Annotated in this window: 19 protein-coding genes; 7 read left to right on the top strand and 12 right to left on the bottom strand. The window is 73.9% G+C overall.

Annotated elements, in window-relative coordinates; translation table 11 throughout:
• Positions 1-5: 5 nt before the first annotated feature.
• From AMK18_RS06445 to AMK18_RS06435, 4 genes are all read right to left on the bottom strand, one after another.
• Positions 6-950 carry an ABC transporter permease gene (locus AMK18_RS06445; RefSeq protein WP_073861986.1) on the bottom strand — a complete coding sequence of 315 codons (945 nt, stop codon included), beginning with the start codon at positions 948-950 and terminating at the stop codon, positions 6-8.
• 1 nt (position 951) lies between these two features.
• Entirely contained in the window at positions 952-2544 is a 1593-nt protein-coding gene (locus AMK18_RS06440) for an ABC transporter substrate-binding protein (RefSeq protein WP_073861985.1), read from the bottom strand.
• A 298-nt stretch (positions 2545-2842) separates the two neighbouring features.
• A complete protein-coding gene (locus AMK18_RS35660) occupies positions 2843-2926 on the bottom strand; it encodes a putative leader peptide (protein ID WP_361031313.1) in 84 nt (27 codons plus the stop codon).
• Between the two features lie 88 nt (positions 2927-3014).
• Positions 3015-4220, bottom strand: a complete 1206-nt coding sequence (locus tag AMK18_RS06435) for an ROK family transcriptional regulator (RefSeq protein ID WP_073861984.1) — start codon at positions 4218-4220, stop codon at positions 3015-3017.
• 553 nt (positions 4221-4773) lie between these two features.
• Between AMK18_RS06435 and AMK18_RS06430 the strand changes: the two genes are divergently transcribed.
• From AMK18_RS06430 to AMK18_RS06405, 6 genes are all read left to right on the top strand, one after another.
• A complete protein-coding gene (locus AMK18_RS06430; RefSeq protein WP_073861983.1) occupies positions 4774-5724 on the top strand; it encodes a TauD/TfdA dioxygenase family protein in 951 nt (316 codons plus the stop codon).
• A complete protein-coding gene (locus AMK18_RS06425; RefSeq protein WP_073861982.1) occupies positions 5721-7181 on the top strand; it encodes a sulfatase-like hydrolase/transferase in 1461 nt (486 codons plus the stop codon). The genes AMK18_RS06430 and AMK18_RS06425 overlap by 4 nt, the downstream gene beginning before the upstream one ends.
• Positions 7182-7311: 130 nt before the next feature.
• Positions 7312-8274 (top strand): quinone oxidoreductase family protein, encoded by a 963-nt coding sequence (locus AMK18_RS06420; protein ID WP_073861981.1) that lies wholly within the window; start codon positions 7312-7314, stop codon positions 8272-8274.
• A gap of 45 nt (positions 8275-8319) precedes the next feature.
• A complete protein-coding gene (locus AMK18_RS06415; RefSeq protein WP_073861980.1) occupies positions 8320-8916 on the top strand; it encodes a TetR/AcrR family transcriptional regulator in 597 nt (198 codons plus the stop codon).
• 227 nt (positions 8917-9143) lie between these two features.
• A complete protein-coding gene (gene abc-f / locus AMK18_RS06410; RefSeq protein WP_073861979.1) occupies positions 9144-10778 on the top strand; it encodes a ribosomal protection-like ABC-F family protein in 1635 nt (544 codons plus the stop codon).
• Positions 10775-12385, top strand: coding sequence for an ABC-F family ATP-binding cassette domain-containing protein (locus AMK18_RS06405; protein WP_073861978.1), 1611 nt, complete (start codon positions 10775-10777; stop codon positions 12383-12385). Before abc-f ends, AMK18_RS06405 begins: the two co-directional genes overlap by 4 nt.
• Positions 12386-12403: 18 nt before the next feature.
• Here the strand turns inward: AMK18_RS06405 and AMK18_RS06400 are convergent, their stop codons facing one another.
• Genes AMK18_RS06400 through AMK18_RS06390 form a run of 3 tightly spaced genes read right to left on the bottom strand, consistent with a single transcriptional unit; the run spans position 12404 to position 16061 of the window.
• Positions 12404-14536, bottom strand: a complete 2133-nt coding sequence (locus AMK18_RS06400) for a xanthine dehydrogenase family protein molybdopterin-binding subunit (protein WP_073861977.1) — start codon at positions 14534-14536, stop codon at positions 12404-12406.
• Entirely contained in the window at positions 14533-15525 is a 993-nt protein-coding gene (locus tag AMK18_RS06395; RefSeq protein WP_073861976.1) for an FAD binding domain-containing protein, read from the bottom strand. The genes AMK18_RS06400 and AMK18_RS06395 overlap by 4 nt, the downstream gene beginning before the upstream one ends.
• Positions 15522-16061 (bottom strand): 2Fe-2S iron-sulfur cluster-binding protein, encoded by a 540-nt coding sequence (locus AMK18_RS06390; RefSeq protein ID WP_073861975.1) that lies wholly within the window; start codon positions 16059-16061, stop codon positions 15522-15524. Before AMK18_RS06390 ends, AMK18_RS06395 begins: the two co-directional genes overlap by 4 nt.
• 237 nt (positions 16062-16298) lie before the next feature.
• Between AMK18_RS06390 and AMK18_RS06385 the strand changes: the two genes are divergently transcribed.
• Positions 16299-16916: a TetR/AcrR family transcriptional regulator gene (locus AMK18_RS06385; protein ID WP_073861974.1), complete on the top strand. Its 618-nt coding sequence runs from the start codon at positions 16299-16301 to the stop codon at positions 16914-16916.
• Here the strand turns inward: AMK18_RS06385 and AMK18_RS06380 are convergent.
• The 5 genes from AMK18_RS06380 to AMK18_RS06360 all read right to left on the bottom strand — a co-directional run bounded on the left by AMK18_RS06380 (position 16913) and on the right by AMK18_RS06360 (position 22368).
• Positions 16913-18142 carry a vWA domain-containing protein gene (locus AMK18_RS06380; RefSeq protein ID WP_073861973.1) on the bottom strand — a complete coding sequence of 410 codons (1230 nt, stop codon included), beginning with the start codon at positions 18140-18142 and terminating at the stop codon, positions 16913-16915. The two genes, AMK18_RS06385 and AMK18_RS06380, sit on opposite strands and share 4 nt — an antisense overlap.
• Entirely contained in the window at positions 18139-19380 is a 1242-nt protein-coding gene (locus tag AMK18_RS06375) for an AAA family ATPase (protein ID WP_073861972.1), read from the bottom strand. Before AMK18_RS06375 ends, AMK18_RS06380 begins: the two co-directional genes overlap by 4 nt.
• A 68-nt stretch (positions 19381-19448) precedes the next feature.
• On the bottom strand, positions 19449-20816 hold the full coding sequence (locus AMK18_RS06370; RefSeq protein ID WP_073861971.1) for a hypothetical protein: 1368 nt from the start codon (positions 20814-20816) through the stop codon (positions 19449-19451).
• A 96-nt stretch (positions 20817-20912) separates the two neighbouring features.
• Positions 20913-21365 (bottom strand): flavodoxin family protein, encoded by a 453-nt coding sequence (locus tag AMK18_RS06365; RefSeq protein WP_018099781.1) that lies wholly within the window; start codon positions 21363-21365, stop codon positions 20913-20915.
• Positions 21366-21429: 64 nt separating this feature from the next.
• A complete protein-coding gene (locus tag AMK18_RS06360) occupies positions 21430-22368 on the bottom strand; it encodes an NADase-type glycan-binding domain-containing protein (RefSeq protein ID WP_073861970.1) in 939 nt (312 codons plus the stop codon).
• Between the last annotated feature and the right edge of the window lie 128 nt (positions 22369-22496).

Raw genomic sequence — 22496 nt, 5'->3', positions numbered from 1 at the left:
CAGGGTTACTCCCACCTGATCCGGGGGTCGAGCCAGGCGTACACGAGGTCGGTGAGCAGTTGGACGAGGACGAAGACGCCGACCAGGAGCAGCAGGAGGTCCTGGACGACCGGGTAGTCGCGGCGCTGGAGGCCCTGTTCGGCGAGTTGTCCGAGGCCGGGCCAGGCGAAGATCGCCTCGACCAGGACGGTCCCGCCGAGCAGGTTCCCGACCTGCATGCCGAGCAGGGTGACGACGGGCGGCAGGGCGTTGGGCAGGGTGTGGCGCCAGAGCAGGCGGCGCGGGGCGATCCCGGCGGCGGTGGCGGTGCGGATGTAGTCCTCGGCGAGGCCGCGTTCGATGCCGTCCTTGAGGTAGCGGCCGAGCACGGCGGCGCTGGGCAGCGCCAGGCAGAGCGCCGGCAGCACGAGGTACTGGGCGGCGAGGTCCGGGGCCGTCAGGAAGGCGACCCGGCCGCCGGGCGGCAGTACGGGGAGCGCCACGGCGAAGACCAGGACGAGCAGCACGCCGCTGACGAACGGCGGTACGGCCAGCGCGGCGGTGGTGATCACGCGGACGGCCGCGGTCAGCCACCGGTTGCGCGAGGTGGCCCCGACGACGCCGAAGGCCGTACCGAGCACGATCACGAACACCAGGGCGGCGACGGTGAGTTCGGTGGTGGCGCCGAGTCCGTCGCCGATGAGGTCGGCGGTCTGTCCGCCGATCGCGTACGAGGGTCCGAGGTCGCCCTTCAGGAGCGAGCCGATCCAGTGGGCGTACTGGGAGAGCAGGGGTGCGTCGAGGCCGAGCCGTTCGCGGATCGCCGCGACGGTCGACGCGTCCGCGTCGGGTCCGGCGAGCGCGGTGGCGGGGTCGCCGGGCACCAGCCTGAGGATGGTGAAGATGAGGAAGGAGGCGGCGACCAGGACGAGGAGGGCGGACGGCAGCCGCCGGATCAGGTAGCTGCGCATGTCACACCAGGTAGGCGTTGTCGAGGTTGAGGTAGGAGAACTTGTTGAGCGTGACGCCGTGCAGCCGGGCGGCGGAGACCTGGAGTTGTCCGCGTACGACGAGGTCGATGAGGAACGCCTCGTCCAGCAGGATGGAGGAGATCTTCTGGTGCAGGGCGTTGGCGGCGGCCGTGTCGGTCTCCGGCTCGGTCCACGCCTCCTGGACGACCTTGGTGTAGGCGGCCGAGCGGTACTTGGAGGTGTTCTTCGCCTCGTTGAAGGGGTACGCGCTGACGGCGAGGGTGGAGGGTTGCACCTGGGCGAATCCGTGGCCCAGGGACCACAGGGCCGGCATGCCCTGCGAGATCAGCTTCTTCTGCGCGGTGGCGCCGTCGGTGGGCTGGAGCGTGACGTGGACGCCGACCTGCTTGAGGTCGTACTGGATGGACTCGGCGATGGCCGTCTCGCCGGGCAGCGCGATGTGCAGCATGGGCAGGTCGAGCCTGGTGTGCCCCGCGGACTTCAGGAGTTCCCGGGCCTTGGCGGGGTCGTGGGTGTAGTGGGTGCGGTTGGCCTCGCTGAAGGCGGGTGAGGACTTGGGCCAGGGCGCGGCGGAGGCGAGACCGTAGCCGCCGAGGGTCTGGGCGACGAGCCGGTCCCGGTCGACGGCCCAGGCGAGCGCCTGGCGGACGGTGCGGTCGTTCAGCGGGGTGACCGTGGTGTTGACGCCCAGGTAGACGGCTCCGGCGCCGGTGTCGTAGTCGCTGATGGCGAGTTTGCTGTCGGTCTTGACGACGCCGAGGCTCTTGCCGGGCACGTCGAAGGAGAGCTGGGACTGGCCGGAGCGCAGGGACGAGATCAGCGCGTCGGCCTGGGCTATGACCCGCAGTTCGACGCCGTCCAGGTAGGGGCGGCCGGGCTGCCAGTACGTGTCGTTGCGGGTGAGGCTCAGACCGGAGCCGGGGCTCCACTTCTTCAGCTTGAACGGGCCGGTCCCGATGAGCTGCTTCCCGGCGACGGCGTCCTCGACACTCTCCGAGTCCGCGATGATCATGAACTCGAACAGGTCGAAGAGGTTGTTGACCGGGTGCGCCAGCGCGAGCACCAGCTCGTGGTCACCGCGCTTCTCGAACCCGGTGATCGTGGCGGCCGTGCTCCTCAACTGCGCCGCGCGCACCGGGTTCTGAAGGTTCTTCACGGCGAAGATCACGTCGTCGGCGGTGAACTTGCGGCCGTTGTGGAAGGTGACGTCGTCGCGCAGCCGCAGCGTGATGCTGCGTCCGTCCTTGGCGTACGTCCAGGAGGTGGCGAGTTCGGGTTTCGGGTGGAGGCGGTCGTCGTAGCGGGTGAGGGTGTTGTAGATGAGGCGTTGCTGAAGGGACTGGCCGCTCTGCGAGAACAGCAGGGCGGGCGTGAAGTCGGCGTTCACGGCGACGTTCAGCACCCCGCCGCGCCGTGGTGCGGCGCTCGCGCCCTGCGGGGCGGAGGAGGTCTCCGACACGGCCGAGCGGCATCCCGCGAGGCCCAGTCCGAGGAGCAGGGCGCCGCCACCCGCGGCGCGCAGCGTGGAGCGCCGGGACGGTCCGGAGGGCGTGAGGGGGTACAGCTCGGTCATCGATGCCTGCCTGTGACGGTGGGAAAAGGAAAGGTGGGAGCGCGCGGCGCAGCACGTCCGCGTATTCGTTCCGCTGCGGGAGGAATGGAGCGAGGGGGATGCGCTGCACGAAGGCGCACCGGACCGGGGCCGCTGCGGCGGCCGTACGGAATCGGCGCGGGTAGGCGTCAGGGGCTCCCGCGACGCACGGGAGCGGGGAAGCCGGAAGGGAGGGGCGATTCCCGGGTCTCAGCGGGTGGTGGTCACCCGTGAGAAGTCAGCGGGGTGGGGGCCATTCGGCCACGCGCCGCGGTCCGGGTCAGCGGCGGACGGCACAGACCGCGCTGGCCTGTCGACAGAGGTCGACGTGCCTGCGGGAGACGAGGCGCTTGTCCGGGTTCACGGGAGCAATATGACAGCGGCCTCGCCGGACGGTCAACCTGCCATGTCCGCATCCTGGTACGAAGCGCTTTCCGCCCTCCGGTGGCCGGCTACCGCACCGACGCCGCCAGAGGGCTTCTGAACAGGGGGTTCAGGACGACGGCACCGGCCGCGACCGGAAGGACGGCCGTCCCGGCATGCGGACTGACGATGCGTTCGGGGTCCCGGCAGACGTGCGAGTGATCGACCGCGGCGCCCTTGATCTCCTCCAGGTACTCCGGGTTGGTCAGGCTGGCGTGCTCGGTGACGACCACGAGGTCGGGGTTGAGGACGTCGAGCAGCAGGGCCGTCGCCCGGCCCACCGCGCGGGCCCGCTCGCGCAGCAGCCGGTCGGCGCGTCGGTCACCGGCCGCCGCCGCGTCCACCACCAGAAAGGCGTCGGCCCAGGGCACGATGCCGCGCCGCACGGCGGTCCGTGCCATCGCGGTGTTCGAGGCGGTCGCCTCCAGGCATCCCGAGCGCCCGCAGGGGCAGACCACCGTGGAGTCCGGCACCGGCAGGTGGGCCACGTCCCCGGCACCGGACCCGGGCCCCTGGTGCACCACACCGGTGATGCCGAGCGCCGCGTCGACCACGTTGCCGATGAACAGGTGGACCAGGCTGCGCCGCGCCTCGGGCCGGCCGAACAGGATCTCGGACTGCGCGACGGCCCGGGCGTGGTTGTCGACGCGCACCTCCGGACCGCCCAGCCCACGGGCGAGTTCGGCGGCGAGCGGACGGCCGGCCCAGCCGAGCGAGGCGTGCCGCACGGCCGTGCCCGAGCCCGGCTCGACCCAGCCGCCGAGGGCCGCGCCCACCCCCAGCAGCGGCCGGTCGCGCCGGACGTCGTCCAGGAAGGCGCGCAGCCCGCGCGCGATCCTCGGCGGCAGGTCCCCGGCGGCGATGCCGTCGTGCGGGAAGGTGCGCCGGTCGAGCAGCCGGCCGCGCAGGTCCAGCACGCCGAACGTCGACGCGGGCACCCCGATGTGCACCCCGGCGACCAGGGGCCCGCCGCTCTCACCGGTGTGCAGGTCGACCGGGATCTGCGGCCGGCCCACCCCGTTTCCGGCGCTCAGCTCGGGCAACTCCCGGACCAGGCCGAGCCGTACGAGATCGGTGCACTGGCGCGACACGGCGGCCTGGCTCAGCCCGGAGCGGTCGGCGATCGTCCGGCGGGCGACGGGTCCGTGGTCGAGGACGGTGCGCAGCACGGTGGCGGCGTTGGTCTCGCGCCTTCCGTCACCGGTCGCGCGGAAGAGGCGGGGGGCGGCGGTCATGGGGGCCTTCCTTCGGTCCTGCGCCGGTGGGGCGCTCGCAACGTTACGGCGGCGTGAATTCGCACGGGGCCGGTGACCGGGTCCGGGGGCGGCGCCCGCGCACTGCCCGGGAGGTCGGGTGAACTCGCAGGCCAGCAAGGGTTTTTCGGCGCCCGTCGGGGATGCCCGGCGGCCCGGTGCAGGCGCCGATTGAACCACTGCCGTACGCCCCGCGGGGCGGCGGCGGGCGCTTGACGTACCCGGCGGGGCGCTGCGAGTCTCCGGGACATGTTCGCGACGGCACTCACCGATGCGCGGCCCGCCCGCGCCGGCCGCCCCGCCCCTCAGCCCGTGTGTCCGGGCCGCTGTACCGCCGCCTGACCTCACCGGCGTACCACCGCACCACCACTCCCTCTCCCGAGCCGGTCACCCTGCGCGTTCTCGCTCCGGGCAGTGCACCGCTCCGCCCGTGGGCACCTCCCGCCCCAATTAATTCCGCTCCACAAGTAATTGGCTCGCCACCGGCCGCGCCCTGCGCCCGGCCGTGACGGGCACCTCCTCGAAGGGAAATCCCATGTCCTCCACGACCACCGCCCCCGCCGTCACCATCCAGCAGCTCGGCGGCCGCATCGGCGCGGTCATCTCCGGTGTACGGCTCGGCGGCGACCTCGACCCGGAGACGGTCGCCGCCGTCCGGGCCGCGCTCCTCGCCCACAAGGTCGTCTTCTTCCGGGAGCAGGACCACCTGGACGAGGACAGCCACGAGGCGTTCGGCCGGCTGCTCGGCACGCCGGTCGCCCACCCGACCGTGCCGTCCGCCGACGGGCGGTATTCGCTGGGCATCGACTCCGACCACGGCGGCCGGGCCAACCAGTGGCACACCGACGTCACCTTCGTCCCCGCCTACCCGGCCTTCTCCATCCTGCGGGCCGTCGTGATCCCCCCGTACGGCGGCAACACCCTGTGGTCCAACACGGCCGCCGCCTACGCGGAGCTGCCCGAGCAGCTGCGCACCCTGGCGGACGGGCTGCGGGCCGTCCACTCCAACGACTACGACTACGCGGCGGTGCGGCCCAACGCCCTGCCGGAGGCGCTTCAGCAGTACCGCGAGGTGTTCACGTCGACCAAGTTCCTCACCGAGCACCCGGTGGTCCGCGTGCACCCCGAGACCGGCGAACGCGTCCTGCTGCTGGGCAACTTCGTGCAGCGGATCAGCGGGCTGAACGGGCGCGACTCGCGGGCCCTGGTCGAGCTGTTCCAGTCGCACATCGAGCGCCCGGAGAACACCGTGCGCTGGGACTGGCAGGTCGGCGACGTGGCGATCTGGGACAACCGCGCCACCCAGCACTACGGCGTGGACGACTCCGACACCCACGAGCGCAAGCTCCGCCGCGTCACCATCGACGGTGACGTCCCGGTCGGCGTCGACGGCCGCTCCTCCACCCTCATCACCCCCGAGGCCGTGCCGGACCCGTCCTTCGGCATCCCGTCCGGCGCCTCCACCACCGAGGCGACCGCTGCGTGAGCGAGCACTCCACGGCCCCGGAGGGCGGCGTCCCGGCGCCGCCCTCCGGGGCACGCCCGCAGGTGATCGTGGTCCTCACCGACCAGCAGCGCTGGGACACCGCCGGGGTGCACGGCAACCGGGCCGGTGTGACACCGGAGTTCGACCGCATCGCGCGCGAGGGCACCCTCTTCGAGCAGGCGGTCACCCCCAACCCGGTCTGCGCGCCCGCCCGTTCGTCGCTCCAGACCGGCCGCTACCCCACGGCCACCGGTGTCTTCCGCAACGGTCTGCCGCTCCCCGGGGACATCCCCACGCTCGCCGGTGAGTTCGCGGCCGCCGGATACGCCACCGGCTACATCGGGAAATGGCACCTGGCGGGCGAAGCGAACCCCGACGGGCCGGTGCCGGCCGGCCGCCGGGGCGGTTACGGCACGTGGCTGGCGTCCGACCGGCTGGAATTCACCTCGGACGCGTACCGCACGGTGGTGCACGACGAGGACGGCGCGCCGGTGCGGCTGCCCGGCTACCGCTCGGACGCGCTGATCGACGCGGCGATCCGGTTCGTCGCCGACCACCACGACCGGCCGTACCTCCTCTTCCTGTCGCTGCTGGAGCCGCACCACCAGAACCCCACCGACGACTACCCGGCCCCGGCGGGCTACCGGGAGCGTTACGAGGGTGCCTGGCTGCCGCCCGACCTGGCCGCACTCTCACCGGGGGCCGAGCAGGGCGGGGCGCACCGCCACCTCGCCGGGTACCTGGGCCAGATCAAACGGGTCGACGAGGGGGTGGGCCGGCTGCGCGACGCCCTGCGGAGCCTGGGCACCGAGGAGAACACGGTCCTGGCCTGGACGGCGGACCACGGCTCCCACTTCCGTACCCGCAACAGCGAGTACAAGCGCTCGGCCCACGAGGCATCGGTCCGGGTGCCGCTGGCGGCCACCGGACCCGGCTTCAGCGGCGGCGGGCTCGTCCGCCGGCCGGTCTCCACGGTGGACCTGATGCCGACCCTGCTCGCGGCGGCGGGCCTCCCGGTCCCGCCGGGCGTACAGGGGCGCTCCCTGCTGCCGCTGACCGGTGGGGGCCGCGATCCGGAACGGCCCGCTTCCGTGTTCGTCCAGATCAGCGAGGACCGGGTGGGGCGCGCGGTGCGCACCTCACGCTGGAAGTACGCCGTGGAGGCGCCGGACGCGGACGCCTGGAACGACCCGGGTGCGGACCACTACACGGAGACGGAGCTGTACGACCTGGCGGCCGACCCGTACGAGCTGGACAATCTCGTCTGCCTCGACTCGCACCGCGCGGTCGCCGACGAACTGCGCCGGGAACTCCTGGACTGGCTGGTACGGATCGAGGGCGCGAAGGCCTCCGTCGTACGGGCCTCGGCACGCCCGTCGGGGCAGCGCCGCGCGGAGTCCTTCCCGGCCGGAACGCCATGGGAGGGGGTCCGGTTCGGCCACAGCCCGCGCGGGTGACATCGCGGGGCGGGCGGGATGTCGCGCCCGCCCCTGGACTGGACTTGCCGGTCCATTTTTGCCTTCCTACGGTGGCCTGACTCACCGCGGCACACGGGTCGCGGTGACGGCTCACGGAGAGGCACACCCGATGCACGCGATCCGCATCACCGAGCACGGCGGCCCCGAGGTCATGGCCTGGACCGAACTCCCGGACCCCGTCCCCGCCCCCGGCGAGGCCCTGGTCCGCCTCGGCGCCGCCGGGGTGAACTTCATGGACGTGGGCGCCCGCAAGGTGGGCGGCCCGGGCTGGGCCGCGCCGACCGTGCTCGGCGCCGAGGGCATGGGGTACGTGACCGCGCTCGGCGAGGGCGTGGAGGATCTGGCCGTCGGCGACCGGGTGGCCTGGTTCTACCACCCGGGCAGCTACGCGGAGCTCCTGGCCGTCCCGGCGGACCGGTTGGTCAAGGTGCCCGACGAGGTGCCGGACGAGACGGCGGCCGCGGTGATGATGCAGGGGCTCACGGCGAACCACTTCACCACCGAGACGTACGCCGTCGGCCCCGGCGACACCGCCGTGGTGCACGCCGCCGCCGGTGGTGTGGGGCTCATGCTGACCCAGATGATCAAGGCGCGCGGCGGCCGGGTCATCGGCCTGGTGTCCCGCCCGGAGAAGGCGGCCATCGCCGAGGAGGCCGGTGCGGACCACGTCCTGGTGTCGTCCGGCGCCGGTTTCGAGGACCGGGTGCGCGAGCTGACGGACGGCGAGGGTGCCCATGTCGTGTACGACGGGGGCGGAACCTCGACGTTCCGGTCCTCGCAGCTGGCCCTGCGTCTGCACGGGGTGCACGCCTACTACGGCCCCTTTATGGGCGTACCGTCGCTCTCGGTGACCGATCTGCCGAGCAGCATCCTGCTGTCGTACCCGACCGTGCAGGACCACGTCCCCACCCGGGAGGCGCTGGTCGCCCGGACCGGGGAGGTCTTCGCGATGGTGCGGGCGGGGAAGGTGTCCCCGCGCATCGGCGGGCGGTACGCGCTCTCGGACGCGGCGCGGGCCCACAGCGATCTGGAGTCCCGCCGGACCACCGGGAAGCTGCTGCTGATTCCCTGAGCGCACGCACGGACCCGTTCATGACCGCGGAGAAGGAGAGACATCGTGCCGCTGACCGCCAAGGGCGCCGCGACCAAACAGCGCATCGTCGAAGGCGCCGCCACTGCGATCCGGCGGCACGGTGTGTTCACGCTGACGCTCGATGACGTCCTGGCGCTCACGTCGACCAGCAAGAGCCAGCTGTTCCACTACTTCCCCGGCGGGAAGGACGAGTTGATGCTGGCCGTCGCCCACCACGAGGCGGACCGGGTGATCGACGACCAGCAGCCGGAGCTGAGCGCCCTCACCTCGTGGCCGGCCTGGCTGAGCTGGCGCGACAAGGTCGTCGCCCGCTACCGCGAGCAGGGCCGGGAGTGTCCGCTCGACATCGCCGTCTCGCGGATCGGGCCGGCCTCGTCGGGCGCGCAGGCCGTCGCCACCGAACTGCTGCGACGCTGGCAGGACGCGCTGGCCGCCGGAATCCGGCACATGCAGTCGATCGGCGAGATCGACGCCGACCGGGACGCGGACCGCTCGGCGGCGGCCCTGCTGGCCGGGATCCAGGGCGGTGTGGTGATCCTGCTGTCCACCGGCGGCCTGGGACACCTGGAGGCGGCCCTGGACCAGGGCATCGCCGACCTGCGCCGACGGGCGCGCACCTGAATCGGAAGGCCGTGAACGGGGACGGCTGCTAAGCTCGACGGGCCGTTCAGCGTGTACGAGGAGACCAGACATGGCAGGCGACGACGACATCTCCGGGTGATCCCGGAGCTCCATAGCCGCAGCGGGCGCCCAGGGCGCCGCCGCAGTGGCCATGTCGTTGTTCCCTCAGACCATTTCTCCGGGGCCGTGGTGTCTGCCGTTCCCGGATTCACACGCGAGGTCCCCGTATGTCCGACGCATCCCTCATCTGCTCGAACCTCTCCTTCTCCTGGCCGGACGACACCCCCGTCTTCTCCGGCCTGTCCTTCAGCGTGGGCAGCGGCCGCACCGGTCTCGTCGCCCCCAACGGCTCCGGGAAGAGCACCCTGCTCAAGCTGCTCGCCGGTGAGCTGCGGCCGGGCGCCGGTTCCGTCACCGTCGACGGCACCCTCGGCTACCTCCCGCAGAGCCTCCCCCTGACCGGTGACCTGTCGGTCTCCGAGGTTCTGGGCGTCGAAGCGGTGATCCGCGCGCTGGACGCCGTGGAGTCCGGTGACGTGGACGAGAAACACTTCGCGGTCATCGGCGACGACTGGGACATCGAGGAGCGCACGCGCGCCCAGCTCGACCGGCTCGGCCTGGACGGCATCGCCCTGGACCGCAGCATCGGCACGCTCAGCGGAGGGCAGGTCGTCTCGCTCGGCCTCGCGGCCCAGCTGCTCAAGCGGCCGGACGTGCTGCTGCTCGACGAGCCGACGAACAACCTCGATCTCGACGCGCGGCTCCGCCTCTACGACACGCTGGAGTCGTGGAACGGGACGCTGCTGCTCGTCAGCCACGACCGCGCGCTCCTGGACCGCATGGACCGCATCGCCGAACTCGGTCCGTCGGAACTGCGGCTGTACGGCGGCAACTTCACGGCGTACGAGGAAGCCGTGCGAGCCGAGCAGGAGGTGGCGGAGAAGAACGTCCGCAACGCCGAACAGGAGTTGAAGCGGGAGAAGCGCGAGATGCAGCAGGCCCGCGAGCGGGCCGACCGGCGCGCGAGCAACGCGGCCCGCAACCTCAAGAACGCGGGCCTGCCCCGCATCTTCGCCGGGAACATGAAGCGCGGCGCCCAGGAGGCCGCCGGCAAGTCCGGCCAGACGCACGCCGCCCGGGTCGGCGAGGCACAGGCCCGCCTGGACGAGGCGGGGCGTGCGGTACGCGACGAGCAGCGCATCACGCTCGATCTGCCGGACACCGATGTGCCCGCCGGTCGCACCGTGCTGCTCGCCGAGGAGCTGCGGGTGCGCCTCGGCGGCCGGGAGCAGTTCTCCGGCGAGGGCGTCGGCCTGACGATCCGGGGCCCCGAGCGCATCGCGCTGACCGGGCCCAACGGCGCGGGCAAGAGCACCTTGCTGCGGCTGGTCAACGGGGACCTGGAGCCGGACGGCGGGTCGATCCGGCGGGCCGACGGGCGGATCGCCTACCTCTCGCAACGCCTCGACCTGCTCGACCTCGGACGCACGGTGGCCGAGAACTTCGCCGCGTACGCCCCGCACCGGGACGAGGCCGAGCGGATGAACCTGCTCGCGCGCTTCCTCTTCCGCGGCGACCGCGCCCATCTGCCGGTCGGCGTGCTGTCCGGCGGCGAGCGGCTGCGGGCCACCCTGGCCTGCGTCCTGTGCGCGGAACCGGCCCCGCAGCTGCTGCTCCTGGACGAGCCGACGAACAACCTGGACCTGGTGAGCGCCGGCCAGCTGGAGAGCGCGCTCGCCTCCTATCGGGGCGCCTTCGTGGTGGTCAGCCACGACGAACGGTTCCTGGAACGGATCGGAGTGAGCAGGTGGTTGCGGCTGGCGGACGGGGAGCTGCGGGAGACGGGGGCACCGGAAGCATGAGCAGCGCCCTCCACGCCCACGACCTGGTCCGCGTCCTCGGTACGAAGCGTGTCCTGGACGGGGTCTCGCTCACCGCGTCGCCCGGCGACCGCATCGGCCTCATCGGAGAGAACGGTGTCGGCAAGTCGACACTCCTGCGGCTGCTCGCCGGGGTGGACGAACCCGACGCCGGACAGGTCACCCGCCCCGCCGATGTGGGATTCCTGCACCAGGAGATGCCGTTCGACGCGGGCTCCACCCTCGCGGGCGTCCTGGACGACGCGCTGCGCGAGGCGCGGGCCGATCTCGCCGAACTGGACCGGCTCTCCGGTCTGCTCTCCCGTACGCCGGAGGACGCTCCGGAGTACGCGGAGCTCCTGGAGACGTACGGCGGACGGCTCGAACAGGCGGAGGAGCGGGAGGCTTGGGACGCCGACCGGCGCGCGGCCGTCGTGCTCGACGGTCTCGGGCTCGGCTCCCTGCCGCACGGCCGGACGATCCGCTCGCTCTCGGGCGGGCAGCGCGGCCGGCTGGCGCTCGCCGCGCTGCTGGTGCGGCGGCCGGCCGCCCTGCTCCTCGACGAACCGACCAATCATCTGGACGACGAGGCCGCCGCGTTCGTGGAGGAGCAGCTGCGCACGATGCCGGGGCCCGTGGTGGTCGCCGGCCACGACCGGGCGTTCCTGGACGCCGTCTGCACGGACCTCATCGACCTGGATCCGGCGGTCGACGGGCCCGTACGGTACGGCGGCGGGTACAGCGCGTACCTGGCGGAGAAGCGGGCGGAGCGGGCCCGGTGGGAGCGCCGGTACGCCGAGGAGCAGGAGGAGATCGGGGAGCTGCGCCGGTCGGCGGCGGTGACCGCGCGCCAGGTCGCGCCCGACCGGGGGCCCCGCGACAACGAGAAGATGGGGTATGGGGTGCGGGCGGGCCGGGTGCAGAGCCAGATCGCGCGCCGGGTCCGCAACGCGACCCGCCGCCTGGACGAGGCGGAGCGCGGCCAGGTCGCCGAACCGCCCAGTCCGCTGCGGTTCCGGTACCCCGAGCGGGCCCGGCCGTCCGAGCCGGGCACGCTGGTGTCCCTGCGCGGGGTGCGGTTCCCCGGCCGGCTGGCCATCGACGAGCTCGACGTCGAGGCGTCCGACCGGCTGCTGGTCACGGGCGGCAACGGCACGGGGAAGTCGACGCTGATCGCGGTGCTCGCGGGCCGGCCGGTGGCGTTCGGCGAGGTGGTCCGGCGGCCGGGTCTCACCGTCGGGGTGCTCGCGCAGGACAGCGTGTTCGCCCGGCCGGACCGGACCGTCGCCGACACCTATGTACGGGTGCTGGGCGCCGACCGGGCGGAGCTGGTGCCGTTGGTCTCGCTCGGGCTGCTGCGCGAGGCGGACCTGGGCAAGGAGGTGCGGCAGCTGTCGGCGGGCCAGCGGCGCAGGCTCGCGCTCGCGCTACTGATGGCCCGCCCGCCGGAGCTGCTGCTGCTCGACGAACCGACCAACCACCTCTCCCCCGCGCTGTGCGACGAGCTGGAGGAGGCGCTGGGGCCCGGGCCGGGCGCGGTCGTGGTCGCCAGCCACGACCGCTGGCTGCGGCGTCGTTGGCGGGGGCGCGAGGTGCGGCTGGGCGACTAGAGCGTTTCGGGAAACGCTCTAGGGGTGTCCGGCCGCCGCTCGCAGGACGCGGTCCGGGCGGATCGGCAGGTCGCGGTGGCGTACGCCCGTCGCGTGCCACACCGCGTTGGCGAGGGCGGCGGCGACGCCCACGATGCCGATCTCGCCGATGCCCTTGATGCCGACGGGGTCGCCGGGCACCGGGTCCTCCACCCAGTCCGCCTCGATGAGCGGCACATCGGCGTGCGAGGCGACGTGGTATCCGGCGAGGTCGGCGTTGACGTGGCCGCCGGTCGCCGCGTCGCGGACCGCCTCCTCGTGGAGCGCCATGGACAGGCCCCAGGTCATGCCGCCGATGAGCTGACTGCGGGCGGTGAGGGGGTTGACGATGGTGCCCGCCGCGAAGATGCCCAGCAGGCGGCGGGCCCGTACCTCGCCGGTGGTGACGTCGACGGCGACCTCGGCGAACTGGGCGCCGAACGAGTGCCGTTCCTGCTGCGGCAGGGCGGCGATGGCGTCGGCGGTGTCCGCGCGGGCGGTGATCCCCTCGGGCGGGATGCCGCCGCCCAGTGCCAGCCGTTCGCGGAGGTCGGCCGCCGCGAGGCGCACCGCCCAGCCCCAGGAGCGGGTGCCGGTGGAGCCGCCCGCGATCATCGCGTGGCCCAGGTCGCTGTCGCCGATGCGCACCTGCACCCGGTCCGGGTCCGCCCGGAGCGCTTCGGCGGCGACGAGCGTCATGGCGGTGCGGGCTCCGGTGCCGATGTCCGACGCGTTGACCCGTACGGTGAAGGTGCCGTCGGCCTCGGCGGTGACGGCGGCGGTGGAGCGGCCGACGCCCGAGGGGTAGGAGGCCGCGGCCGTCCCGGTCCCGATCAGCCAGCGGCCTTCGCGGCGCAGGCCGGGGCGCGGATCGCGGTCCGCCCAGCCGAACCGGCGGGCACCCTCCTCGAAGCAGGCGAGCAGGTTGCGGCTGCTGAAGGGCAGACCCGAGACCGGGCCGGTGACGGGTTCGTTACGCGCCCGCAGGGCGATGGGGTCCACGCCGCACTTCTCGGCGAGTTCGTCGAGGGCCGACTCGATGGCGAAGGAGCCGGGTGCCTCGCCGGGGGCGCGCATCCAGGTCGGCGTGGGCACGTCGAGCCGCAGGACCCGGTGCCGGGTGCGGTGCGCGTCGGCGTCGTACAGCACCCGGCCGAGCACGGCGCTCGTCTCGATGAACTCATGCACGCTGGACGTGAGGTTCAGCGCCTCGTGGTCGAAGGCGCACAGTCGGCCGTCGGAGTCGGCCGCGACCCTGACACGCTGGGCGGTGGGGCTGCGGTAACCGACGAGCGAGAACATCTGACGCCGGGTCATGACGACGCGTACGGGCCGCTGGAGGGTCGTGGTCGCCATGACGGCGGCGACCTGATGGACACTCAGGCCCTTCGATCCGAAGGCGCCGCCGATGTGTTCGGAGCGCACCCGCACCGAGGACGGGTCGAGCGAGAAGAGCTGGGCGAGTTCTCCGGCCACCCAGGAGCTGCCCTGGTTGGAGTCCGTGACGTCGAGCCGGCCGTCGTCCCAGCGGGCGGTCGCGGCGTGCGGCTCCATCGAGCAGTGGTGTTCCTCCGGCGTCGTGTACTCCGCGTCCACGACGAAGGCGGCCCCGTCGATCCGCGCCCGGAGGTCCCCCTTCTCCGTGTCGGCCCGCACCATCGGGGAGTCCTCGGGCCGGTAGGCGTCGGCGCGCCCGGCGCGGAACGCCACGTCGTGCGGTTCCTCCTCGTAGCCGACGACCAGCGCCTCGGCGGCCTCCCGGGCCTGTTCGGGGGTCTCGGCCACCACGAGGGCCACCGGCCAGCCCGCGAACGGCACCCGGTCGTTCTGGAAGAGCCCGACGACCGGGTTGGGGCGGCCCAGCATGCCCACGTAGCCGGTGTCGACGCGCGGGGCGTTCCCGTGGTGGAGGACGGTGAGCACGCCCGGCAGGGCGAGGACGGGCTCGTCCGCCACGGCGGTGATCCGGCCCCGGGCGATCGTGGAGAGGACCAGCCAGCCGTGGGCGAGCCGGGCGAAGGGGATCTCGCCCGCGTACCGGGCGGCGCCGGTGACCTTGTCGCGGCCCTCCACCCGGGCGCGGCCCGAGCCCGCGGCCCCGGTGGCGGTGGTGGTGCCGGTCGTCGTGGTCATCGGACGGCCTCCTCGGCGAGTCGGGTGAGCTCGGCGACGACGAGGTTGCGCATCAGCGTCACCTTGTAGCCGTTCTCGGGCAGCGGCCGGGCAGCGGCCAGTTCGGCGTCGGCCGCCGCGGCGAACGCGGTCTCGTCGGCCGGGCCGCCGGTCAGTGCCCGTTCGGCGGTGCGGGCCCGCCACGGCCGGGAGGCGACGGCCCCGAACGCGAGGCGGACGTCGCGCACGACGCCGTCGCGTACATCGAGGGCGGCGGCGAGCGAGCCGATCGCGAAGGCGTACGAGGCACGCTCGCGCACCTTGCGGTAGCGGGAGTGCGCGGCGGCCGGGGCGGGCGGCAGCGTGACGCCGGTGATCACGGCTCCGGCGGGCAGCGCGGTCTCGATGTGCGGGGTGTCGCCCACCGGAAGGTAGAACTCCTCGACCGGCAACTCGCCCGGTCCGTCGGCCGTTTCGTACGAGACGACCGCCTCGAACGCCGCGAGCGCGACCGCCATGTCGGAGGGGTGCGTGGCGACGCAGTGGTCCGAAGCGCCGAGGATGGCGTGGTTGCGGTGGTCGCCCGCGCGGGCGGGGCAGCCGGTGCCGGGGGCGCGTTTGTTGCAGGGTTTGGCGAGGTCGGCGAAGTAGCCGCAGCGGGTGCGCTGGAGGAGGTTGCCGCCGACGGTGGCCATGTTGCGGAGCTGCCCGGACGCTCCGGCGAGCAGCGCCTGGGAGAGGGCCGGATAGTGGCGCCGCACGTCGGGGTGGGCCGCCAGGTCGCTGTTGGTGACGGTGGCACCGATGCGCAGGCCGCCCTCGGGGCTGAACCGGACCTCGTCCAGGGGGAGTTCCCGTACGTCGATGAGGAGGCTGGGGCGCTCCACGCCCGCCTTCATCAGGTCGACCAGGTTGGTGCCGCCGCCGAGGAGCCGGGCGCCGGGGTCGGCGCCGAGGAGGGCCACCGCTCCGGCGACGTCATGGACCCGTTCGTAGCCGAACTCCCTCATGCGACGGTCTCCTTGGCCTGGTCGGCGGCGCGGGCGACCGCCTGCACGATCTGTGCGTACGCCCCGCAGCGGCAGAGGTTGCCGCTCATGCGCTCACGGATCTCGTCGGCGGTGAGCGCGGGCGCCCCGGCCCGCACGTCCTCGGTGACGGCGCTGGGCCATCCGGCGGCGTGCTCCTCGATGACCGCGAGGGCGGAGCAGATCTGGCCCGGGGTGCAGTAGCCGCACTGGTATCCGTCGAGGTCCAGGAACGCCTGCTGCACGGGGTGCAGGCGGTCGCCGTCCGCGACGCCCTCGATGGTGGTGATCTCGCGCCCCTCGGCCGCCACCGCGAGTTGGAGGCAGGCCACGGCCCTGCGGCCGTCGAGCAGCACCGTACAGGCGCCGCACTGGCCCTGGTCGCACCCCTTCTTGGTGCCGGTCAGGTCGAGCCGTTCGCGCAACGCGTCGAGGAGGGTGGTGCGGTGGTCGACGGTCAGCGTGTATTTTTCGCCGTTGACGCGCAGGGTGACGGTGCTGGACGTCGATGGGGCCATGATCAGCCTTCTTTCGCAGGTGCTTCGAGCGCTCCGCGCCCGGCGGCGAGCGGCCGGTGCGGGAGGCGGAGAGCGCGGCGTGCGGGTGGGGGGGCCGACGGAAGCCGGTCGGTCAAGTGGCCTGATCCGGCGCTGCGGTGGAGACAAGCGGACAGCTGTCCGCTTGGTTGTCGAACCTAACGGACGGCTGTCCGGCGAGCAAGGCCGTCCCCGGCCGCGGCTCGGGAGGGGGGAAGGGTGCGGGACGCGAGGAGCACGCCCACGCGCCCGGACGCGCAGCGCAACCGCGAACGCATCCTGGCGGTCGCGCTCGCCGAGCTGACCCGGGCCGCGGACACCCCGGTGAGCGTGATCGCGCGGAAGGCCGGGGTCGGCCAGGGCACGTTCTACCGGAACTTCCCGCACCGCGAGGCGCTGGTGCTTGAGGTGTACCGGTACGAGATGCGGCAGGTCGCCGACGCGGCGGCCCAGCTGCTCGCCGACCGCCCGGCCGACCGCGCCCTGCGCGAGTGGCTGGACCGCCTCGCCCGGTACGCCATGGCGAAGGCGGGCCTGGCGGACGCCCTGCGCGCGGCGACCAGCGGGCACGGCAGCCTGGCGCAGGTCGGCCACGGTCCGGTGACCGAGGCGATCGCGCTCCTGCTGGCGGCGAACGAGGCGGCGGGCACGCTGCGCCCCGGGGTGACCCCGGACGACTTCCTGCTCGCCATAGCGGGCCTGTGGCAACTGGATCCGCACAGCGACTGGCAGCCCCGCGCCGCCCGCCTCTTCGACCTGGTGGCGGACGGGCTGCGGGCGGGGGCGCCGAGTGTCGAACGCATGACCCGTCACCCGGATCAACGGCCCGCCGACTAGCCGATGTTGACGACGCGCGCCCACGGGGGCGGCGAGTCCGGTACGTAGTCGGGGTCGTCCTCGTCCCAGGAGCCACGGTCCGGCCGGTCGAAGAGGCCCACCACCGTCCGGCACGCGGGCCGGTCCGAGGGCCACGGGGTCTGGCCGTCGGTCAGGGCCACGACGACGTCGGGCCGGGGGTGCGTGCGCAGTGCCTTGGCGAAGCCCGTGCGCAGATCGGTTCCGCCGCCGCCCACGAGCGGGATGCCCTCCGCGCGGCACAGCGGGTGCACGACCCGGGCGGCCGCGTCGCAGGACAGGACCTGGACCAGGTCCCGGCGGCCGCCCACGGCACGGGTGATCGCGGACACCTCCAGGAGCGCGCTGCCCAGCTCGGCGTCGCTGACCGACCCCGAGGTGTCGATGACCACGGACACGCGCGGTGGTCTGCGGCGCAGGCTCGGCAGGACCACCCCGGGCAGCCCGGCCGAGCGCCGCGAGGGACGCCCGTACGAGTAGTCGTCGCCCGCGCCGTGGCCGGACACGGCCGACCGGACGGCGGCTCCCAGCAGGTCGCGCCAGGCCTGGGGCGGGTGGAACGCCTCCTCCGCCCACCGTTTCCACGCTTTCGGCGCATGGCCCGGGCGGCCGGTGATGCCCTGGGCGACCCGGAAGCGCACCGCGTCGCGCTCCTGCTCGCTGAGCCCGTGCGCGCCGTCGGGTCCGAGGTCCCACTCCCGGTCGAGCCCGTCGGAGCCGCTGCCGCAGTCCAGCCAGGCGAAGTCCTGCGTACGGGACCCGAGCCGGAACAGGCGCAGGTACTCCTCCATCAGCTTTCCCTCGGGGAGCCCCAGCGTCCCGGGCCACACGGCTCCCTCGGGAGCCACCAACCCGTCCCCGTACACGTCGTCGTTGATCTCGCAGTCGGCCGCGATGTTCATCCGCAACCGCTCCCCGGGCCCGGTCAGCCCCTCCTGGCGCGCGAACCGGTCGCCGCGCCCGTGGTGGTCGCGCAGCAGGTGCGACACCTCGTGCACCCACACCCCGGCGAGCTCCTCCACCGGTGTGCGGTCCACGAACCACGGCGACACGTAGCACCGCCAGTAGCGGTCGACGGCCATCGTCGGGACGCGCCGCGACTCGACCACATGGAGCGCGAACAGCGCCGTCGCCAGGAACGGGCGGGCCCTGACGGCCTGCAACCGGGCCGCGAAGAGCTTGTCGCGGTCCAGCTCGCCCCCGGTCACCGGCCGCCCTTCGTCGCCACGGCGGCCCGGGCCGCCGCGTCCTCGGCGCGGCGTGACACCGACACGACTCCCGCCAGCGCCTCGATCGACGGGGGCACGTCCCACTCCTCCCGCCTGAGCGCGGCGAGGGTCGTCGCCGGGACGACGACCAGATCCGGCGCCCCGGTCTCGACCGCGCGCACCAGCAGCGTCCAGGCGGCGTCCCAGCGCGACCGGTCGAGGCGATTGCGCACCGCGGCGACCACCCCGTCGAGCACGGCCTGCCGCAGGTCCCCCCGCTCGGGCAGCACGGCGGCCGCCGGGTCGGCCAGGAGCGTTTCCGGGTCCGGGAGGTCCAAGCGGTCGACGGCCGCGAGGAGTTCGAGTCCCGGACCGTCTCCGACCGTGCCCCTGACGAGCAGGGAGAGCACCTCGCGGGAGACTCCGGCGGCGGTGGCGAAGGCGATCAGGGTGAGGGTCATGTCCCAGCTCCGGGGCGACGGCCAGGGGCCGCCCCTGCGGGTCTCGCCGCTGGGCAGCCGGTGGACGAGCGCGGGCCGGGCCGCGAGCAGTCCGCACACCGCGCGACGGGCGAAGTCGACGGCCTCGCCAAGGCGTTCGGGCCTGAGCCGGGGCAGGGTCGCCCGGGGCCAGGTCCCGCCGAGACCGCGCACGACGACGTCCTGGTCGTGGGTCCACTGGAGATGGACGAACCGGTTGGCGAGCGGCGGGCTCAGCTCCCAGCCGTCGGCCGCCGACGAACGCGGGTTGGCGGCGGCCACGATCCGTACACCGGGCGGCAGTTGGAGCGCACCGACACGCCGTTCGAGTACGAGGCGGAGGAGGGCGGCCTGCACGGCGGGCGGGGCCGTGGACAGTTCGTCCAGGAAGAGCAGTCCGTGCCCGGCCCGGACCAGGCGCACGGCCCAGTCCGGCGGCGCCATGGGGACACCCTGTTCCGCCGGGTCGTCACCGACGACGGGCAGCCCGGAGAAGTCGGACGGCTCGTGCACGCTGGCGATGACCGTGGTGAGGGGCAGCCCGAGGTCGTCGGCGAGCTGGGTGAGGGCGGCGGTCTTGCCGATGCCCGGCTCGCCCCACAGAAGCACGGGTAGGTCGGCGGCGACGGCCAGCGTCAGGGCCTCCAGCTGGGTGTCCGGGCGCGCCTCGGTCGTCGTGTCGCGCAGCAGGGTGGTCAGCGCCCCGGCGATGTCGAGCTGGGAGGCCGTGGGCAGGGCGGAAAGAGTGCTTACGGGCATGTGTCATCACCTTGTGAGTCGTGGTGGACCGGTGCGGGATGCGGGATGGGGGGGTGCGGGCGCACCCGTCAGCGCGCCCCCGCCCGGCGCGGGCGCGTGCGGCGTGCGGGGGCGGGCGGGGTAACGGGGTGGCAGGTGCTCGGGCCGGGTTCGATGAGGTCGGCCCGGTACAGCCCGTAGGTGATCCGGCGGAGCGCCGCCGTCTCCAGTTCGTCGCGGAGCGGGCCGTCCCGGAGTTGTGCGCCGGGGCCGAGGAGACCTTCCACGACGGCGAGCGCGCCCGCGATGTCGCCGTGGTCCAGCCGTTCCCGTACCCCGGCGAGGCAGTCCGGACGGCGGTGGGCCTCATCGATGGCCCTGAGGCACGGCAGCGGGGCCCCGGTCAGGGCGACCAGCAGCTCCTCGCGCCGGATCTCGGCCGGGTCGTGGTCCAGGGCGGACAGCACCCCGTCGACCAGGCCGATCCGGTGCGGGGCGCCCCGGCAGTCCACGACGCGCGGGTGCCCGGCGCCTGACGGGGCCGGTGGCGGACCGGCCGGTGCGTGCCCGGGGGCGAGCGCGGCGGCGACGAGCGGGTGCAGCCGGTCGGCCTCGATCGCGCCGGAGCGCAGGAGTTCGAGGTCGGGCAGCGCCCAGGTGGCCGCGTCGGGCAGCACCAGCGGGCTGCGGGCGGCGGCCGTCCGGGCGTCCGCGAGCCGCAGACGGCCTTCCGCGGTCGCGTGCAGCAGCAGTCGGTGCCGCCCGCCCAGCCGCACGGTGACGGAGCCCGAGGTACGGCCCTCGGCGTCGAGCAGCAGCGCGGCCTCCGCCGCCCAGCGGCCCACGGCACAGCGTCGCCCCGGCGGAAGCCGAAGGCCCGAGTCGTCGTCGCCTTCGGAGCCTCCGGAACGTATGTGCAGGTCACCGGCGCTGCGCGCGTCCCACAGATGGCGGTGCAGATCGAGCCGGAACCGTCGGCTGGGGTAGGGGTGCGGATGCAGGCGTACGGTCCCGGAGCCCGTGCCGTCCCACAGGCCGAGGCTGATCCGCTGCCCGGCATCCGCCCACGCCGGGGGTGTCCTGGCCACCAGGTGCACGGTGGCCGGGGCACGCGCGGTTCCGGGACGCGGCTCGGAGTCGTACCGCGCGAGCGCGATCGTCAGCCCGGGGCGCAGCAGGCCGCGCGGGGCGATCCTCGGCATGTGCCAGCGCAGCAGGTCCGGTGCCAGGTGGCGCAGGTCGGCGCGTACGCGGGCGGCGAGTTCCCGCCCGTACGTGCGGGCCAGGGCCCGGGGCGTGAAGTCGACGTCGATTCCGGCGGCGGCGCACGCACCGGCCCAGTCGCCGGTACGACGCCGGGCGGTGGCGGTTTCGATCATGGAGGGCGGCACGGCGAACTCGCGCACGCGCAGCCAGAAGGACAGGAAGGGATCCTCGTCGGGCCGGTGAGTGGTCATCAGCACTCACCTTGCGCGGACGGGGCCCCCAATCTTTGGAGAGAGTGAGTCGTCATCGCGGCACAGCGTAGCTTCCGCAGGCGGGTCGCGCAGCCCTTATTCGGTCAGGCCCGCCGCCAGTACGGCACCCAGCTCCCAGCACGCCTCGGTGTCGGCCCTGCCCGGCTCGCCCGTCACCTTCACGGCCTCCGCCGCCCGTCGCCAGCCGAGGCCGGTGGTGATCGTCTCGATGCCGCGCACGGCGCCCGTGACGTCGTTGCCGCCGTGCACGTAGTAGCCGAAGGGGCGGCCCTGCGTGGTGTCGAGGCACGGGTAGTAGATCTGGTCGAAGAAGTGCTTGAGCGCCCCGGACATGTAGCCGAGGTTCGCCGGGGTGCCGAGGAGCAGCCCGTCCGCTTCGAGGACGTCGGACGCCGTCGCGGCGAGCGCGGCGCGCCGTACGACGCGTACGCCCTCGATCCCGTCCGTCGTCGCTCCGGAGACGACTGCCTCGAAGAGGGCCTGGCAGTTCGGCGAGGGCGTGTGATGCACGATCAGGAGAGTGGGCACAGCACCGAACCCTGCCGTCCCCCTCCCTCCGTCGCAAGCCGGGCGCGCGTGGTGCGCGGTGGTGTCAGGAGCGGTGGCCGAAGAACTCGACCTCGGCGACCGCCACCCGGCGCCCCTTGCCGGTGCCGTACGCGGAGTCGACCGTGAGCCGGATCCGGACGGTCTGCGAGCCCCGTACGTCGAACGTCTGCTGGCCCGCCTGATCGGCGAGCCGGATCGTCTTCGTGCTCTTGGTGCCGTCCTCCGCGGTCAGTTCGGCGATGAGCCTGGACGGCCGGGCCTGCGTCAGATACTCGTCCGTGCGCGTCGAGGTGCCGGGGAACACCACCATCTTCCGCAGCCGGACCGGCGCGTCGAAGGTGCACTCCAGGAACTCCCCCGCCCCGGCGCCGGTGGCCTTGGGCGCCCAGTACCGGTTGTTGAAGCCGTCCACGGCGGCGGCCGCGGCATGCCCGGGCGCCGCGCTCGACGCGTGGCACGCGGAGGGCGGCATCGACTCCGGCGCGCCGGTCTCCTCCTTGGCGAGGCCCAGCAGCCCGGACAGGTGCGGCAGCGCGAACCAGACCCCGGCCAGGACGAGGAGCAGCGCGAGGGGAATCCCGAGCCTCGGCCCCCGTCGGCGGCGTCGCGGACGCGCCCCGGCCTCGTGGCCCCGCGCCGGACCCCGGCGGAAGAGGCGGCGCCACCAGGGCGGGCGTGCCTCGGGTGCGGGTCCGGGGTCCAGGACCAGGGCACACCGGACGCACAGGGTGCGGTCGGGTGCGTTCTCGGTGCCGCAGCCGGGGCACCGGACGGGTGCCCCGACCGGTGCGGCGGGCGGCTCGGGCGCGGACGCGTCGGGCGTCCAGGCCGCGGGGCCGGGCGGCACGTCCGGCCGGTCGCCGGGGCGGCGGGGTGCGGCGCCGGACGGCGTACGGGGTGACGGGCCCGGGCGGTCCGGGTCCTGTGCGCGGAACGCGGGGTTCGGCGGGCGTTGCGGCGGGATGGCGGGGAGGGGGTTCACCGCGCGGGGTGGGGGCGGGGTTACGGGGGTCTGGGGCGCCGGAACGGGGGGCTCGGGGGCCGGGGGCGCGGTGCCCTGGCGCGGCTCCGGGGTCACGGGCGGTGGCGGGACGGGCACCGGCGGGGTCG

It is taken from the genome of Streptomyces sp. CB01249, from assembly GCF_001905735.1.
Classification (GTDB): domain Bacteria; phylum Actinomycetota; class Actinomycetes; order Streptomycetales; family Streptomycetaceae; genus Streptomyces.
This window is presented reverse-complemented; position numbering and strand designations above follow the sequence as displayed.